Annotated in this window: 12 protein-coding genes and 1 pseudogene; 4 read left to right on the forward strand and 9 right to left on the reverse strand. The window is 69.5% G+C overall.

From position 1 onward, the window contains the following. Positions 1–138: 138 nt before the first annotated feature. The 6 genes from ACTWP8_RS02845 to ACTWP8_RS02870 all read right to left on the reverse strand — a co-directional run bounded on the left by ACTWP8_RS02845 (position 139) and on the right by ACTWP8_RS02870 (position 8,513). Positions 139–1,371 carry an arginine deiminase gene (locus ACTWP8_RS02845; RefSeq protein ID WP_443314496.1) on the reverse strand — a complete coding sequence of 411 codons (1,233 nt, stop codon included), beginning with the start codon at positions 1,369–1,371 and terminating at the stop codon, positions 139–141. A 303-nt stretch (positions 1,372–1,674) separates the two neighbouring features. After that, positions 1,675–3,771 carry an ATP-binding protein gene (locus tag ACTWP8_RS02850; RefSeq protein WP_443320554.1) on the reverse strand — a complete coding sequence of 699 codons (2,097 nt, stop codon included), beginning with the start codon at positions 3,769–3,771 and terminating at the stop codon, positions 1,675–1,677. Positions 3,772–3,881: 110 nt separating this feature from the next. Continuing rightward, the gene (locus ACTWP8_RS02855; RefSeq protein ID WP_443320555.1) at positions 3,882–5,219 is read right to left on the reverse strand and encodes a cytochrome P450 family protein; all 1,338 of its coding nucleotides are present in this window, start codon (positions 5,217–5,219) and stop codon (positions 3,882–3,884) included. Between the two features lie 334 nt (positions 5,220–5,553). After that, positions 5,554–6,960: an NAD(P)/FAD-dependent oxidoreductase gene (locus ACTWP8_RS02860; protein ID WP_443320556.1), complete on the reverse strand. Its 1,407-nt coding sequence runs from the start codon at positions 6,958–6,960 to the stop codon at positions 5,554–5,556. Positions 6,961–7,338: 378 nt separating this feature from the next. After that, positions 7,339–7,548 carry a hypothetical protein gene (locus ACTWP8_RS02865; protein ID WP_443320557.1) on the reverse strand — a complete coding sequence of 70 codons (210 nt, stop codon included), beginning with the start codon at positions 7,546–7,548 and terminating at the stop codon, positions 7,339–7,341. Between the two features lie 92 nt (positions 7,549–7,640). Further along, positions 7,641–8,513 carry a helix-turn-helix transcriptional regulator gene (locus ACTWP8_RS02870; RefSeq protein ID WP_443320558.1) on the reverse strand — a complete coding sequence of 291 codons (873 nt, stop codon included), beginning with the start codon at positions 8,511–8,513 and terminating at the stop codon, positions 7,641–7,643. Between the two features lie 256 nt (positions 8,514–8,769). Between ACTWP8_RS02870 and ACTWP8_RS02875 the strand changes: the two genes are divergently transcribed. After that, positions 8,770–9,609: an SDR family NAD(P)-dependent oxidoreductase gene (locus ACTWP8_RS02875; RefSeq protein ID WP_443320559.1), complete on the forward strand. Its 840-nt coding sequence runs from the start codon at positions 8,770–8,772 to the stop codon at positions 9,607–9,609. A 133-nt stretch (positions 9,610–9,742) separates the two neighbouring features. Beyond that, positions 9,743–9,877: pseudogene (locus tag ACTWP8_RS02880) on the forward strand (short-chain dehydrogenase); the annotation flags it as partial. A gap of 212 nt (positions 9,878–10,089) precedes the next feature. Here ACTWP8_RS02880 and ACTWP8_RS02885 read toward each other — a convergent pair. Next, positions 10,090–10,830 (reverse strand): SDR family oxidoreductase, encoded by a 741-nt coding sequence (locus ACTWP8_RS02885; RefSeq protein ID WP_443320561.1) that lies wholly within the window; start codon positions 10,828–10,830, stop codon positions 10,090–10,092. Between the two features lie 355 nt (positions 10,831–11,185). Further along, positions 11,186–11,893, reverse strand: a complete 708-nt coding sequence (locus tag ACTWP8_RS02890; RefSeq protein WP_443320562.1) for an SDR family NAD(P)-dependent oxidoreductase — start codon at positions 11,891–11,893, stop codon at positions 11,186–11,188. 100 nt (positions 11,894–11,993) lie between these two features. Here ACTWP8_RS02890 and ACTWP8_RS02895 point away from each other — a divergent pair, with 100 nt between their 5' ends. After that, positions 11,994–12,869 (forward strand): helix-turn-helix transcriptional regulator, encoded by an 876-nt coding sequence (locus ACTWP8_RS02895; protein ID WP_443320563.1) that lies wholly within the window; start codon positions 11,994–11,996, stop codon positions 12,867–12,869. A gap of 219 nt (positions 12,870–13,088) precedes the next feature. Beyond that, the gene (locus ACTWP8_RS02900) at positions 13,089–13,958 is read left to right on the forward strand and encodes a helix-turn-helix transcriptional regulator (RefSeq protein ID WP_443320564.1); all 870 of its coding nucleotides are present in this window, start codon (positions 13,089–13,091) and stop codon (positions 13,956–13,958) included. A gap of 45 nt (positions 13,959–14,003) precedes the next feature. Here ACTWP8_RS02900 and ACTWP8_RS02905 read toward each other — a convergent pair whose 3' ends face one another. Then, the gene (locus tag ACTWP8_RS02905; protein WP_443320565.1) at positions 14,004–15,413 is read right to left on the reverse strand and encodes an amidohydrolase family protein; all 1,410 of its coding nucleotides are present in this window, start codon (positions 15,411–15,413) and stop codon (positions 14,004–14,006) included. Positions 15,414–15,582: the final 169 nt, after the last annotated feature.

Here is a 15,582-nt window from a genome sequence, read left to right on the forward strand (position 1 = left end):
GAAGTCTATACGATTCTCTGTATCCCTATACAGGGAGGTCCTGCATAGCGACAGCTGGGTGGAGACACAGGGACCTGCGGGCCATGCGCGACCCAGGGCCCATGGTTCCCGCGGCCGCCGCCTCGCCCTCTGGATTCCCTACGGCTTCACGGGCTCCCGCTCCACCGGACAGCTCATGCAGCGCGGCCCGCCCCGCCCGCGCCCCAGCTCGCCGCCCGGGATCTCTATCACCTCGATGCCGTGCTTCCGCAGAAAGGTGTTGGTGGTGGCGTTGCGGTCGTAGGCCACGACCACCCCCGGCTCGACGGCGAGCACATTGCACCCGTCGTCCCACTGCTCCCGCTCCGCCGAGTGCACGTCCTGCGTGGCGGTGAGGACGCGGATGCCGTCGAGGCCGAGCGCGGCCGCGATGGCGTGGTGCATGTGCTCCGGCGGGTGGTCGGTCACCTTCAGCTCCCGCTCTCCCGAGCCCGGCTCGATGGTGTAGGAGCGCAGCATCCCCAGACCCGCGTACTGCGTGAAGGTGTCTCCGTCGATCATCGTCAGCACCGTGTCGAGGTGCATGAACGCCCGCCCCTTGGGCATGTCGAGCGCCACGATCGACCGCGCGGAGCCCGCCGCGAACAGGCCGCGGGCCAGCATCTCCACGGCCTGCGGGGTGGTCCGCTCGCTCATCCCGATGAGCACCGCGCCATTGCCGATGACGAGCACGTCGCCGCCCTCGATCGTCGACGGATAGGCGCTCTGCCCCTCGGACCAGACATGGAAGGCGCCGGACTGGGTGAAGAGCGGGTGGTACCGGTAGATCGCCTCGAAGTGCATCGTCTCGCGCTGCCGGGCGGGCCAGCGCATGGCGTTGATCGACACCCCGTCGTAGACCCAGGCCGAGGTGTCACGGGTGAAGAGGTGGTTGGGCAGCGGGGCGAGCAGGAAGTCGTCCAGATCCATGACGTGGAACCGGACGGAGACCGGCTCGGGGTGCCGCTCCAGGAACTCCCGCTTGGTCATGCCGCCCACCAGGGCCTCGACCAGCTCGGGAATCGGCAGTTCGTCGAAGGCGGCCCGCAGGTGGTCGGTGGCCAGCGGGCCGTACTCCTTCTCCTGGAAGACCCGGTCCAGCACGAGCCTCCGCGCCTCGGGGATCTCCAGGCTGTCGGCCAGCAGCTCACCGAAGAGGTGCACCTCGACACCGAGCTCGCGCAGTACGTCCGCGAAGCCGTCGTGCTCCTGGCGGGCCCGGCGGACCCACAGCAGATCGTCGAAGAGCAGTGCGTCCTTGTTGCTCGGGGTGAGCCGCTTCAGCTCCAGGTCCGGGCGGTGCAGGATGACGCGGCGCAGCCGCCCGGCCTCGGAATCCACATGGAATGCCATCTCTCCATCCTCGCCGAGGCGGGCGGCCTGCGCGCCGAAAATCTTCTCCGCCGTGACGGCGGAAGCCCGGCGACGGAGTCCGGCGGTGCCGGGCGAGCCGCAATCACGCGCCCCGCCCGCGCCGCGCGGCGACTCGGCTACAGCCGGGGGGCCACCGGCTCGGACTCCAGGGCCGAGCCTTCGCCCGCGCGCATGTCTGTCGACCGGTGCCATGACGCTCGCGCCGGGCACCGCTCAGCCTTCTGGATGGGCGGTGTTCAGGCCCTTCGGCTGCTGGAGGAACGCGGCATGAACCGGTCCGCGTCATGGATGGGGCCGGCTACCGACCGCGTCGTTGATGTCGGGTCGCTTCTGATGCAGGCGGTGCCAGAGCAGGTCACCGACGCGCTGGACGCCGGCGGTGAGGTGCCTTCGGTAGGTGCTCAGCGGCAGGCCAAGCCGTTCGGCCGCAGTTTCCCGCGTCGGCGCGCCACGGAGGAAGGTCATCTCGACGGCTCGGTGCAGTTTCATCGCCTGCGGATCCTCACGCAGGGATTGAATCGTCTGGGTCATGATGGTGTGCAGAGCCTCGGCAGGATCATCGGCCGCCGCATCCCTCACGAGTTCGCTCCGTGCCAGAGGATTGGCGGACAGGTCGTCGGCGCGGTTCAGGGACTGCAGGGCACGGCGAATGTGGCCGTCGAATTCCGGGCGGGACATCATCGCCGGGGCATTTCCGGGTTTCGGCCGACTCCGCCGAGGTCCTGAGATCTCGACCTTTCTGCTGAAATCGAGCCACCGCTCCGCCGGGACGATCCGCCAATCGTGTGCGAACACCGAGTAAAGACGGTTGTCGACACATTCCCGCGTCGGCAGGAGGTGCTGGTCGATATAGCCCATGAGCGGCTCCCAGAAGGCATTCTCGGGCAGCACCACGTACGAGCGGGCCAGCCCTCGCACGTGGATGAACTCGGACACCATGCGGTGCAGGAAGAAATCCATGACCGGGGAGGCTCCCGTGGAGAACTCCTGCCGTGTGATCACCCGGGCGATCAGGAGGTGTTCACGAGGACGCGGTGGCGCTGTGCTCCGGGCATCGTTCCATGCGGCGGCCGTGACGGGATCCGCCGCATTCTCCTCCTCATCCTCCTGAGCGAGGCGGAGAAAGGTGAGGACGGCGACCAGTTCCCCGGTGTCCGAGCGCCGGCAGACCCGGAACGCCTCACGTCGGCGCCGTAACCAGAACTCCATGATCGCGGCTGTCTCCGGCCCCGCGCACGCACGGGCCAGTTCGGTCACCGCCGAGGTGTCGTCCGGCTGCACGCCGTCTTCGTAGATCTCGCCGTCGTCCCGCCAGGTCAGATAGCGGGACAGGAAGCCGTTCCTGCGGTGCAGATGGGTCAGAGCCGAGATGGCCGGCAGGACAAGCGGCCCTTCCGCCTCGTGGGCGCGGTCGACCAGGTGCTGCCGCACCCGGTGATGCATGTCCCGATACCCCTCCGGGTCGCGCCATCGGAGGTCGGCGTCGAGGGCTTCGCGTACGACGTCATGCGGGAAGAGACCGAACGGGCCGGCCTCGACGAACGGCAGCTCGCGCAGCCACGCGAACAGCGCGCCGCTGTCGTGCCCGGGCAGGGCGGCACGCAGAAGCCCCTCGGTGGTGAAGAGAGCATGCGCACAGATCTCCAATACGCTCCGGTGTACGGCCGACGGCACATCACCGACGAGCTGGGCAAGGAGAGTTCCCACCACATCGTGGGCCGGTTCCCACGAGGGCGCCGCCGCCCCGGGCCTGCCGTCGGCCACCGTGGCGGCCAGGCACAGCGCCAAGGGGTGGCCGCCCGCGAAGGCCACAACCGACGGATGCAGCGACGGCGGTACGCCTTGGGCCGTGAGCAACGCGGAGGCCTCCTCGCCGGAGAGGTCCCGCAGACCGACGACCTTCAACGTCCCGCGCCACCGCGGATCCGCCTGCCACATGGGGCCCGGTTTCCGCCGCCCGGCCAGGACGGCCAAGGCGCCCTCAGGCAGCTGGGGAAGGAACTCATCGCGGAGCCATGCTTCGAGACCCTGGCACCGTTCGAAGGTGTCGATCAGCAGCACTGCCCGTGGGTCCCGGAGGGCGGGTGCCGCGTGGGCCAGGAACGCCGCCGGTGAGGCGGCGATCGTACGGCAGTCGATACGCATGACGCGCCGGCCCGCAGCCCATGCCTCATCCTCATACCGCCGCAGAAGGGTCGTCTTGCCCACACCGCCGACACCGTGTAGGTACAGCACGCGGTAAGCGTCCGAGGAGCCCGAGGAGTTCCTGACAAAAGACCGAAACAGGGACAGCTCGCTCGCCCGGCCCACGAAGCCACGCGCCGCCGAGGCGCGCAGGCGGCTGGACAGACGCGGCACCGGCCAGTCCTGCGAAGGCATGACGTCCACTGTACGTTTGCGATCGACGAGCGCATGCCGTGGGGCGCCGCAGGCGCACCGCGTCCGCGGCTCGCACCGACCGGTTCCGCAAACTTCCTCACCGCGTGGCGTCATGCTCCCTTCGAAGCCCCGGACAGCGATGGCTGTGGTGTGTAACGCACCTTCAGGGAAAGCGGACCACGGGTGATTCCTTCCCGTATCCAGGGCAGCGGCTCCTCCGGTGCGTCCCAGGCGAGATCGGGCAGGCGCTCCAGCAGCGCGCCCAGGGCGACGGCACCTTCCATGCGTGCGAGGGGCGCGCCCAGGCAGTGGTGGATGCCGTGGCCGAACGCCAGGTGCTTCACCTGGCTCCGTGTGACGTCCAGTTCCTCCGGACGTTCACCCGCCCCCATGGGAGCGTCCCGGCCGGCGGAGGTGAGGGCTATCGTCACCACGCCACCGCGGGGGATGACCTCACCGCCCAGCACCACGTCCTCGGTCGCGAACCGGGTCGGTGTGTTCTCCAGCGGGGGGTCGTAGCGAAGAAACTCCTCGACCGCGCCAGGTAGCAGTTCAGGATGCTCCCGCAACAACCGTGCCTGCTCGGGGTGTTCGAGCAGGGCGACCACGGCATTTCCCAGCAGATTGACCGTCGTCTCATGACCGGCGGCCATCAGGATCACTGCCGTTCCCAGAAGTTCGGTGTCGGAGAGGCCGTCCTCTCCTTCGTCGTGAACATGGATCAGTTCACTGAGCAGGTCACGCCCAGGATTGCGGCGCTTCTCCTCGAGGAGTCCACGGAGAAAGGTATTGAGCGACAACAGACTTGTGCGCTGAGCATCGGAAGGGTTGCCGATGGCCGTGCGTGTCCAGCTGCGAACGTCGTCCCTGGACTCGGCGGGAATACCGAGGAGCTCCGCTATGACGGCCATGGGCAGGGGGCCGGTGTAGGTCTCGACCAGATCGCTCTTTCCGAGCGGCACAATGCCGTCCAGCAGCTCGTCGGCGATGGCCCGGATCCTCGGCGCGAAGTCCTCGGCCCGGGCAGGAGTGAAGGCACCCGCTACGAGGCGCCGGAGCCGGGTGTGCTCCGGCGGATCGGACATCAGCATGTTGCCGCCCAGACCTGTGCCTGCGAGCAGGATGTGCTGACCCACCGACTTGAGGCGTTCCGCGAAGGGGGCGGGGTCTTTGCCCAGCAGTGGATGCGCCAGAGCTTCGCGGCCCAATTCGTATCCGACGACGAGCCAGCCCTGAAAGCCGTCGGCCCGCCGGACCCGGTGGATCGGGCCGGCAGCCCGCAGCTCGCCATACCGCGTGTGGGCTTCGGCTTTGAATTCAGGGGTGCCGACCAGCGGAAGAGAATCCTTTTTCACGGGCTTCGGGGAGGCATCACGCCTTGTCTCAACCATTGTCAACTTCCGGTAGTCATGAGTACGTTCGCAGGGCTGCTGCCGCTCGGTCGCCACGATCACACCGCGGAACCGGCCATGGGGTGCAGCCCCTGGACTTACCGAAATGATGTGCCAGTCGGGCGGGGGGCCGCCAGACCATTCAATGCCCACTATCCGCTCATTACCGGCTCACTGCGTGTCCGCGCTCACTCAGCGGCGGATGCCAATGCCGCCGCCGTCAGTCCTTTCGCGATACCCCCGGGGCAATGGCTGCCTCGGGAGTGCTGGGTGTACGGCACCCAGGAACGCCGCGCATCACCAGAGACGGGAAACGGAACCCATGGATTACCTGGCTCTGGCGGGCGGCCCGTCATGGGGCTCCGTCGAGGCCCCGGGGCGAGCGTCGTCGTCAGGCCCCTGCCGTATGACCCGTGACCTTCTCCCATTCCTCACGGGAGGGCCCGTTGGAGTAAGGGGCGAAATCCGGGTGTCTACGGAGCCAGTGTTCGACGCGGGCTTGTACCTCGGGCGTACCGAACGCTTCGGCGGGCGTACGCACCAAGTGGCGCGCCTGAGCCCAGGCCCGCATGACCACCGGGTCTTCAAGGCCGCAGGGGAAGCGGGCCGCCGCCAGAGCCGCTGAGGAAGTGGGGGCGTCCGGCGCGAGGGCGAGGCGCTCCGCACCCGCCCGGTCGGCCTCGACTTGCTGGTCGAACCAGGGCTTGAGGGTTCGTACAGCCCACTCATGATGGCCCTGGGCGAAGGCGACGCGGTCACCGGCCTGATGCGCTGTCTGCGCGATGCGCTGAGCCGTGAGCAGCGCCAGCGCGATGCCCTGAGTGAGTGTCGGATTGGTGACGACGGCCGCGTCTCCGACCGCGACGATGCCGGTGGCCACGGGGCCGAGGCTGTCGACGAGCGCGGTCCATCGGTTGTCGAGGCCCGCCATGATCATGACGTCGGTGAGCGGATCCGGGTCGAGGGCGAGCCAGGGACCGGTGGAGGGGAAGCAGCGGGCGAGTTCGTCGAAGACCAGGGGATCGCGCAGGGCCGGCAGAGTCGGATCTGAGACTGACGCCGCTATGGCCACGGCGAGCGTGGCGTTGTCGGAGGGAAAGGCGATGCTGAGGGCATAGGGACTGCTCGACGTGTAGGGCACGCGGCCCGGGTCGGTGGCGCCAGCGGTCTTCATCCGGTACCAGCGGCAGAAGTAGGAGATGCCCACGCGGTGCCTTTCGACCACCGGCGCACGGCATCCAGCAGCCACAAGGCGGCGTGCCAGACGGGAACGCCGTCCGCCGGCGTCGATGACGAGGTCCGCGTGATAAGCGCCCATCGCGGTACGGACGCCCAGCACGTGCGGGACACGGGCGCCATGGTCGATGATGACGTCCTGCACGCGCTCGCCGGTCCGGAAGACGATCCCTCTCTCGCACCGCACCGCCTGCGCCAGGGCGTGTTCCATGACGATGCGGCGCGTCCGGATGAGCACCAGTTCCTCGTCGCCGTCCCGGTACGGGGGACGCTCAGTGAACCAGTCGAACTCGTGCTGCTCCCACGCCCCCAGGTCGAGCATGGACCGGTACGCGTCCCCAGCTTCGGCGTTGAGCACTTTCCGGACCGGGCTGAGGAGCCCGTGAGGCTGGATGGCTTGAGGGATATGGGGGCGGTGCCAGTCGAGGAAGTCCTTCTCAAGGTCACCGCTCGCCCCCTGAGAGTCTTGCTCCAGCACGGTGACCCGGTGGCCACGACGGCTCAGAAACAAAGCCGTGGACAGCCCGGCGATGCCGGCTCCGCTCACCAGGATATGAGCCATGCTCCACCACCCCTTGGCTTCACGTCCTCTGCGCGCACACGGAAGCGGCACGGCCCGCCACGGTCCTGGTCGGGGCGGCTCGCCAGGAGCGTCCGCCCTGGACATCTCGTCTCCGACTCCGCGCGGCGTTCGGGGCGGGCGCCGTGGCGGCGGCCTGAGCCGGGAGAGGCCAGGCGGCAAGGGGGCCAGGAGGGTGCCGGTGAGCACGGTGCTCGCCGCAACTGTCGCATGGGGGGTCTCGATCTTCCGATGACGATGGGGGTTCGGAGCGCTTCGCCTGGACGACTATTCCTGCCGGAGCGGAACGTCCGCATCGGCAAGTCCTGCCTATGCGCAGAGCTCTCACGGACCGGCGTACGCCCAGGGCGCTGGAGACGGTCACCAGGGCACGCAAAGCGTCGAGGAGTAGCCTCCGGCGACGCCCAGCGCTTCGTCCCGCAGCTGCGCGAAGGTGACGGTCCGCTCGCCACCGTCCCCCCGCACATGCACCAGCACCTGGTCGGGGGCGTCCTCGGCCGCGTCCAGCAAGACCCGCAGCAACGTCGTCTCGCCGTTCGGTCCCCCAGGCGCTTTGAACCGCGGTGACATGGCAGCTGCCTGGCTGAAGCCGAGCGTGAGGGGACGGGGCAGGGGCCGCTGCAGGAGCCGGGTGGCAGCGTGGCGCGGGACTGACCAGCCTGTCAGTCGAAAGTGATTGCCGAGTCCGGCGCGATCGGGGCTGCGCTCAGGGAGCCGAGCAGTGCCAGCGCGTCGGCGGACGGGCTGCCGGGTTCGGCTTGGTAGACGACGAGTTGCTGCCCGGGGGCGCTGTTGAGGGTGAACGCTTCGTAGTGCAGGTCCAGGTCGCCGACCGCGGGGTGGCGGAAGAGTTTGGCCTCACGGGTCTTGCCGCGTACATCGTGGCGTGCCCACAGGGTGCGGAAGTCATCGCTTTTCATGGACAGTTCCCCGACGAGTTCGATGAGCCGCGGATCGTCCGGATCGGTGCCGGCAGCCTGCCGCAGGGTGGCGACACACGATGCGGCGGCGTGGTCCCAGTCGCGGTAGAAGTCGTGCGCGGCAGGGTCGAGGAACGTCATGCGCAGCAGATTGTCGCGGTATGCGAATCCCGCGTGCAAGGTGGTGGCGAGCTGATTGCGGGCCAGCACGTCCAAGGCATGGCCCAGGACGAAGGCAGGTGTGTCGCTCCAGTTGTCGATCAGTCGGTGCAGTTGCGGGCTGACGCGTTCCTCCCGGGGCGAGCGGCGCATACGGCGTGCTGTCGGCGTGGCGATCCGGTGCAGGTGCGCCATCGCGTCTTCGTCCAGGCGCAGGGCCTTCGCCACGGCTTCGAGCACCTGCTGCGAGGGGTTCCGTTCCCGCCCCTGTTCCAGGCGCATGTAGTAGTCCGTGCTCACCCCGGCGAGGGTGGCGACCTCCTCACGGCGCAGACCGGGCACCCTGCGCCGGCCGGACGTGGCGAGACCGGCGTCCTCGGGGCGTAGCTGGGCGCGCCGGGCTCGGAGGAAACCTCCCAGCACGTTCTCGACGGCGGGGTGCTTGTCGTTGTCCATGGCGTCGAGGCTAAGGCGGGATGCGGCCCCACGGGTGAGGCGAGCGTGGGTGCCCTGCACCCAGGAATCACACCCCCCTGAAACCCGCGGCCCGGTACCCGGCGGGCCACTGACCACACCGAGATCCGCAGCCTGGGTGTGGTTCTCCCAGGAAACTCTTGGCCTTCCTGTCACTCGGCGCCGTGGACAGACTCGCATTCACCGGCGGACGGACCGCCGGTAAAGCGAAAGAGCAATCTCAGGAAAGAGGCCATTCATGGCTACGTGGTTTGTAACCGGTGCGTCGCGTGGGCTGGGTGCGGAGATCGCCCGGGCCGCGGCCGCGGGCGGGAACAATGTCGTGTTAGCGGTCCGCAACCCGGACCGGATCCCGGAAGACTTCAAGAACGCGGACAACGTCCTGGCCGTCGCGCTGGACGTGACCGACAACGACAGCATCCCGGTCGCCGTCCAGGCCGCTGTGGACCGTTTCGGCGGCATCGACGTCCTGGTGAACAACGCCGGCCGTGGCCTGCTGGGCGCGCTGGAGGAGATCAGCGACGCCGAGGCTCGCTCGCTGTTCGACCTGAACGTCTTCGGCCTGATCAACGTCACCCGCGCCGTCCTGCCCGTGATGCGCAAGCAGGGCTCCGGCAAGCTCGTCCACATCGGCTCCCGCGCCGGCTTCGAGGGCGAGCCGGGTGTGAGCCTGTACTCCGCCTCGAAGTTCGCCGTCGCCGGCATAAGCGAGGCCCTGGCGGTGGAGTTGGTCCCCTTCGGCATCCAGTCGATGGTCGTCGAGCCCGGTGTGTTCCGCACCGACTTCCTGGACACCAGCTCCCTGTCCCTGGCCGCCGAGCGGATCGCCGACTACGACGACACCCCCGCCCACGTGACCCTGGACTGGATCGACAAGGCCAACCACGCCCAGCTCGGCGACCCGGTCAAGGGCGCGGCCCTCATCGTCGAGGTCACCGGCGGCGAGAAACTGCCCACCCACCTCTACTTGGGCCGCGACACTCTGGAGCGCCTGGAGGTCAAGCTCCAGCAGATTCAGACCGACCTCGCCCCCTGGCGCGAGAAGTCCGCCGCCACCGCGCACGACGACGCCGCCTGAGCTCACCGCGCCACCGGGCTGCACCCCGCCCGCGCGCAGGGCTCCTTAAGACAGCCCGGCCGGACCGTCCACTCCCCCTCGCCGGCCCGGCCGGGCCCCGGCCACCACACCCCACCCCCCTTCTGCCGAGGTCGCCGTCCTGGCCCGCCGCAAGGACAAGCTCGACCACATCGTGAAGAACATCGAAGCCGCTGGCGGTACCGCCCTCGCCCTGGCCGTCGATGTCACCGACCGCGAGGGCGCCCAGGCGGCCGCGCAGCAGATCGTGAGCGAACTGGGCACCGCTTGCCATACGCCATCTGGCCTCCACCGCCCTCGCGGAGATGCCCGCGCTCGCCCATCGCTTCGATACGCCGGACGCCGCCACAGCTCTGATCGCCAACCCCGATCACCTCGGTGGACAGGTCGCAGGCAGGGGGGCACCGGCCGGCCCCTGAGCCGCCGTGAGCGGCGGGCCGGGGCCGGTGCCGGTACGCGGCCTCAGGCCGCGCTGGCGGTGGGCCGGACGATGATCTCGCTGACGTCGACGCCGGCGGGCTGGTCGATGGCGAACGCGATGGCCGCGGAGACCGACGAGGCCGGGATGGCCACGCGACGGTAGGTGCGCATCTCTTCACGGCCCACGGGGTCCGAGATGGACTCGGCGAGTTCGGACTCGGTGACTCCGGGAGAGATGGTCGTGACCCGGATGTCGCCGCCGACCTCCTGGCGCAGTCCTTCGGAGATGGCCCAGGCGGCGAACTTGGTGGCGCAGTAGACCGCGGCCGTGGGGGACACGGCGTGGGCGCCGATCGAAGCGACATTGATGATCTGGCCGTGGTGCTGAGTCTGCATGATCGGCAGGGCCGCGGCGATGCCGTGCAGGACACCGCGGATGTTCACGTCGATCATGCGGTTCCACTCATCGAGCTTGAGGGCCTCCAGCTTCGACAGCGGCATCACGCCCGCGTTGTTGATCAGCACATCGATACGGCCATGCTTGCTGTAGGCGGCGTCGGCGAAGGCCCGTACCTGTTCGGCGTCGGTCACATCCAGAGGGTGGTACTCGGCACTGTGGCCGGCCGTATGGAGGTCCTCGGTGAGCTCCTTGAGCCGCTCGGTGCGGCGGGCGCCCAACACGACATGGTGACCTCGCGCGGCGAGCAGCCGGGCGGTTGCCTCCCCGATACCGCTGCTGGCGCCGCTGATGAGAACGATTTTCCGAGCGGTTGATACGGCCATGAATGAGACTCCTTGAAGCGGAAGCGGAAGCGGCGACGCGCCGGGACGGCTCGTCCTGCGTTTACGGTCGCCTCACTGGCGCGAGGTAACCAGGCCGCCGTTCGTCCAGGTGCGGCGATCCTGGGTGCGCCGCACCTCTCCTCATGGCAGGAGGGGACCCGGCCGCCACGCGGCACGTCCGCCGCCCCGTCAAAGGCGGCGGCCTCCCGATGGCGCCTATCGGGCCCGATCGTGGGGTGCGGGAGTGATCGTGCTTCCGGCTCGGTGTCGGTCCCTGCGTGGGGCGGCCCGGAGGGCCGAATGGGGCTGATGAGGTGGTGCCGGGTGGCCGGCGGTGCAGCGGCTGCCGGGAAGCTCACCAGGGCACGGGTCCCGAGGCTCCGAGGAAGGTGCCGGTCGGCGCGTCCGGGCCGGCGGTGGCCGCGGCGGCGATCACTGCGGCTCCCTCCTCGACGCTTTGCGTGCCCTGGTGACCGTTGAGGTCTGTTGCGGTGAACCCGGGATCGACGGCAGTAAGCCGGATTTGGGGGTATTTCTGCGCATACAGCACGGTCAACATGTTCAGGGCCGCTTTGGAGGAGTTGTAGGCGAGAAGCGGGGCCCAAGCCGGAAGGATGGCGGTGTAAGCGGCCGGATCGGCGTTGATGGCGAGCGATCCGAGGCCACTGCTGACATTGACGATGGCCGGGCTGTTCGCGACCTCGAGCAGGGGCAGGAAGGCGCGAACGGTACGCACTGCTCCGAAGACGTTGGTGTCGTACACCTGCTGAAGATCTGCGGCCGTCAGTTCGCCGGTCGGCGAGGCCGGACCGGCGATGCCGGCGTTGTTGATGAGAACGTCGACGTGTCCGGCCTCGGCCCGCACGGCTTCGGCCGCCGCGGTGACGGACTGGTCATCGGTGATGTCGATCAGCAGCGGGCGGGCCCCCAGGGCCCTCGCGGCCTCCTCGCCCCGGCGGGCGTCACGCGCGCCCACGTATACGGTGTGTCCCTGCTCGATGAGCCGACGGGCGGTCTCAAAACCGAGCCCTTTGTTCGCTCCGGTGATTACGGTGACTGTCATGTCCTTCAGCGTGCGCGCCGTGCACGTGCACAGACAGAGCCCTGACCAGCGGGGGGTCCGGCAGTACCAGGCTACGGCGGGATGCCGGGCGGATAATGGCATGGTGAGCGAAGACCACGCGGCCCTGGGCACAGCATTGCGCCAATGGCGCGACCGGACCAGTCCCCAGGACATCGGACTCCCGACGGGCGGTGTCCGGCGCGCGCCCGGACTGCGGCGAGAAGAGCTGGCCCAGCTGGCCGGCCTCTCCGTCGACTACGTCGTCCGTCTGGAGCGAGGCCGCGCCACCTCGCCCTCCGCCCAGGTCCTCGCCTCCCTCTCCCGCGCCCTGCGCCTCTCGGAGTCCGAGCGCGACCACCTCTTCCGGCTCGCCGGTCAGGCCCCGCCTGCCGCCGGACACATCTCCCCGTACATCCCGCCCAGCGTCCAGCGGCTGCTCGACCAACTGCGGCACACCCCGCTCAGCGTCCACGACGCCTCCTGGAACCTCATTTCCTGGAACCCCCTGTGGGCCGCCCTCGTCGGCGACCCGTCCGCCTGGCGAGGAAAGGAACGGAACATCGCCTGGCGGCACTTCACCGGCCTGCCCAGCCGCGCCACACACACCCACGAGCAGCAGGTCCGGTTCGAAATAGCTCTCGTCTCCGATCTCCGCTCCGCCACCGCCCGCTACCCCCGGGACAAGCCACTGCGATCACTGATCGCCGACCTGCGACGCGAAAGCGACCGCTTCGGCGAGCTGTGGGCCTCCCACACCGTGGGCTTCCACACCACCGACAGCAAGACCGTCCACCACCCGGACCTCGGAGCCGTCACCGTGGACTGCGACACCCTCACTGTGCCCGGCAGCGACCTGCGCATCGCCGCCTACTCGGCACCGCCGGGCACCGCGACGTCGGAGCAGTTCGCGCTCCTGGCGACCATCGGCACCCAGGCCATGCCACAACCCGCCGACGATTCCAGCCGGAGACGGTAGACGGTAAGGGAGAACGACGGCCGGCCGCGCCTCCAAGTCAAAGCACGCTGGCGCCGGGAGCGAGCAGGCTGGTGAGCTCGGCGCGGTCTCCGACGCCGTGCCGGACTGGGTCGCGTACTTCGACGCCGCCGAGCACGCCGGCGCCCGTGCCGTCTCCGCCACCCCGTTATTCGCTGATCGCGGCGCCCGGCCGCAATCCCGATCGCCTAGCCTGGTGCCATGAGCGACGCATCGCCATTGGGCCAGTTCCTCAGAGCGCGGCGCGAAGCCCTCAGCCCGGACGATGTGGGGCTGCCCGCGGGCGGTCGCCGCCGTGTGCGAGGGCTGCGACGGGAGGAGGTGGCCCTGCGGGCCGGCGTGAGTTCGGACTACTACATGCGGCTCGAGCAGGGGCGGGAGGCCAGCCCCTCGTCACAGGTCCTCGACGCCCTTGCCCAGGCACTGCAACTGGACGACGAAGCCGCCGACCACCTGCGCAGGCTCACCCTCGGCGGTTCATGGCGGCGCCGCCACGGCCAGGCGGACGTCAGTCCCCAGCTTCTGCGGCTCATGGACGGCTGGTCCCGGACCCCGGCCTTCGCCCTTGGCCCCGCCCTGGATGTTCTGGCGTGCAATGCCCTCGCCATCGCGCTGCACAGCGGCTTCGAGCGCTTCGACAATCTCGCCCGTATGGTGTTCGTCGACCCGGCGGGCCGCGATTTCTACCGGGACTGGGACCGGGCCGCACACTCCTGCGTCGCGGAACTCCGCGCGGCGTACGGATATGATCCCGAGTCGCCCCGGATCGTTGAGGTCGTGGAGGCTCTGTCAGAGCAGAGCGGCGAGTTCGCTGAGCTGTGGGCCAGGCACGAGGTGAAGAGCAAGGCCCAGGAGGGCAAGAACCTCAGGCATCCGCAGGTGGGGGACCTGGAGATCCAGTTCTCCGCCTTCACCGTCAACGGTGCCCCCCACCAGCAGCTCGTCGTCTACCAGGCGGAACCGGCCGGCCCGACCGCCGAGGCGTTCACACTGCTGCGCTCGTCGGCGGGAGAGCCCACGCCGGCGGACGAGGACGTGGCCCGACAGAACCTCGCGCCGACGGAGAAGTAGACCCGCCCCGGCTTCCCGCCCCGGCCCGGTGTCCGGTGAGTAACATCAGGCGGTCGTTCCGGGGGCGGCCTGGGCGAGGAGGTGGTCGCGGGAGGCGGTCACCTCGGCGCGCAGCGCGGCCAGATCGACGTCCAGCACCCGGCCATCGAACTTGCGGACCTGGCCGGCGATGAGCACGGTGTCGATGTTGCGGGCGTCGGAGCCCAGGACGACGGTGCCGACCGGGTTGTTGAGGGGCATGTTGTTGAGCTCCTCGGCTGTGATCACTAGCAGATCGGCCTGCTTGCCCGGCGTGAGTGAGCCGGTGACGTGGGCCAGGCCGTTGGTCCGGGCCCCTTGCAGGGTGGCGAAATCCAGTACATCGGCGGTGCCGATGCGGACCGGCTCGCGGTCGGTCCCGTAGGCGCCGTTGACGGCGCGCATTCGTTGGATGGCGTGCAGGGCCCTCATCTGGGTGAACATGTCGCTGGCCAGGGCGACTTCGACGTCGATGCTCAGCCCAGGGCGTACGCCGACGGACAGGGCCTCGTCCACGGCGGGGATCGCGCTCTCCAGGCCGATCTGTGCATCGGAGGTCGGGGCCAGGGCGATGGTGGTGCCGCTGGCGCCGATCGCGCGCCAGGCCTCGGAGGTCAGCCCGGTGGAGTGGATCAGAGTGAGGTCAGGTCCCAGCAGACCTTCGCGTTCCCAGGCCAGGACGGCCTGCGAGGACGGGGCGCCGAAGACCGCGTCCACGCTGACGCCGATCCCCAGCTCGCGGGCGAAGCGGGCGAGGGCGGGCCCGTAGGCGAGATCGGGTCCGGCGATCTCATCGGTGGCGAGGGTGGCCAGACGGAACGTCAGCAGTTCGCTCCCGTACTGCTCCCGCAGACGGGCCACGTCGGCCGGCCACTGGTGGTCCCATGAGCCGAAGTGCGGGCCCATGGCGGCGTGGACGCCGCGGATGCCGGTGTCCAGCAGGGCGCGGACGGCGGCGTCGGAGTGGGCGGCGGTGCGGGAGTTGTGGGAGAAGTCCAGCATGGTGGTGATGCCGGAGTCGATAGCGGTGAGCGCCGCCAGCTTCGTCCCGATGTACATGTCCTCGGGCCGGTAGGCCGGAGCGTAGCCGAGGAGGGTCGTGGTGACGTAGGCACCGAGGTCGTCCACGTCCGGCATGATGCGGCGCAGCTGGGCCTCCCAGGCGTGACGGTGGGTGTCCACGAAGCCGGGGGTGAGGATGGTGCCGGCGGCGTCGACGACGACGGCGCCCTCAGCGGCCCCCTGGGCGCGCAGGTCATGGCCGACGGCGGCGATGGTGGCACCCTCGACGAGCACATCGCCCGAGGACAGGACGCGGAGAGCCGGGTCCATGGTGACCACGGTGGCGCCGGTGAACAGGATGCGGCGGTCCGGGTCGCCCGCGGTGCGGCGCAGCTGGTCGAGGACGGACCGGCGCGGGGTGTGGTCGTGATGCATGTCTGCGTCCTTACAAGGGCCGGGATGAGGCGCGCCTCCGGTGGGCGCGTCCTGGCATCAGCTTCCGGCGCATCGGCAGTGGCAGCCAGGCCGCCGTTCACCAGGGTGTGCCGCACCCCCCAGGAGCCGGAGGCCCGCCGTGCGGCGGTCCCGTGCCGCCCCAGCGCCG

The organism is Streptomyces sp. 7N604 (assembly GCF_052245475.1).
Classification (GTDB): Bacteria; Actinomycetota; Actinomycetes; order Streptomycetales; family Streptomycetaceae; genus Streptomyces.

Coding starts and splice junctions, on each gene's coding strand:
- ACTWP8_RS02900 (WP_443320564.1), top strand. CDS start 13,089: ATGAGCGACGCATCGCCATTGGGCCAGTTCCTCAGAGCGCGGCGCGAA.
- ACTWP8_RS02890 (WP_443320562.1), bottom strand. CDS start 11,893: ATGACAGTCACCGTAATCACCGGAGCGAACAAAGGGCTCGGTTTTGAG.
- ACTWP8_RS02885 (WP_443320561.1), bottom strand. CDS start 10,830: ATGGCCGTATCAACCGCTCGGAAAATCGTTCTCATCAGCGGCGCCAGC.
- ACTWP8_RS02905 (WP_443320565.1), bottom strand. CDS start 15,413: ATGCATCACGACCACACCCCGCGCCGGTCCGTCCTCGACCAGCTGCGC.
- ACTWP8_RS02860 (WP_443320556.1), bottom strand. CDS start 6,960: ATGGCTCATATCCTGGTGAGCGGAGCCGGCATCGCCGGGCTGTCCACG.
- ACTWP8_RS02865 (WP_443320557.1), bottom strand. CDS start 7,548: ATGTCACCGCGGTTCAAAGCGCCTGGGGGACCGAACGGCGAGACGACG.
- ACTWP8_RS02895 (WP_443320563.1), top strand. CDS start 11,994: ATGGTGAGCGAAGACCACGCGGCCCTGGGCACAGCATTGCGCCAATGG.
- ACTWP8_RS02870 (WP_443320558.1), bottom strand. CDS start 8,513: ATGGACAACGACAAGCACCCCGCCGTCGAGAACGTGCTGGGAGGTTTC.
- ACTWP8_RS02850 (WP_443320554.1), bottom strand. CDS start 3,771: ATGCCTTCGCAGGACTGGCCGGTGCCGCGTCTGTCCAGCCGCCTGCGC.
- ACTWP8_RS02845 (WP_443314496.1), bottom strand. CDS start 1,371: ATGGCATTCCATGTGGATTCCGAGGCCGGGCGGCTGCGCCGCGTCATC.
- ACTWP8_RS02875 (WP_443320559.1), top strand. CDS start 8,770: ATGGCTACGTGGTTTGTAACCGGTGCGTCGCGTGGGCTGGGTGCGGAG.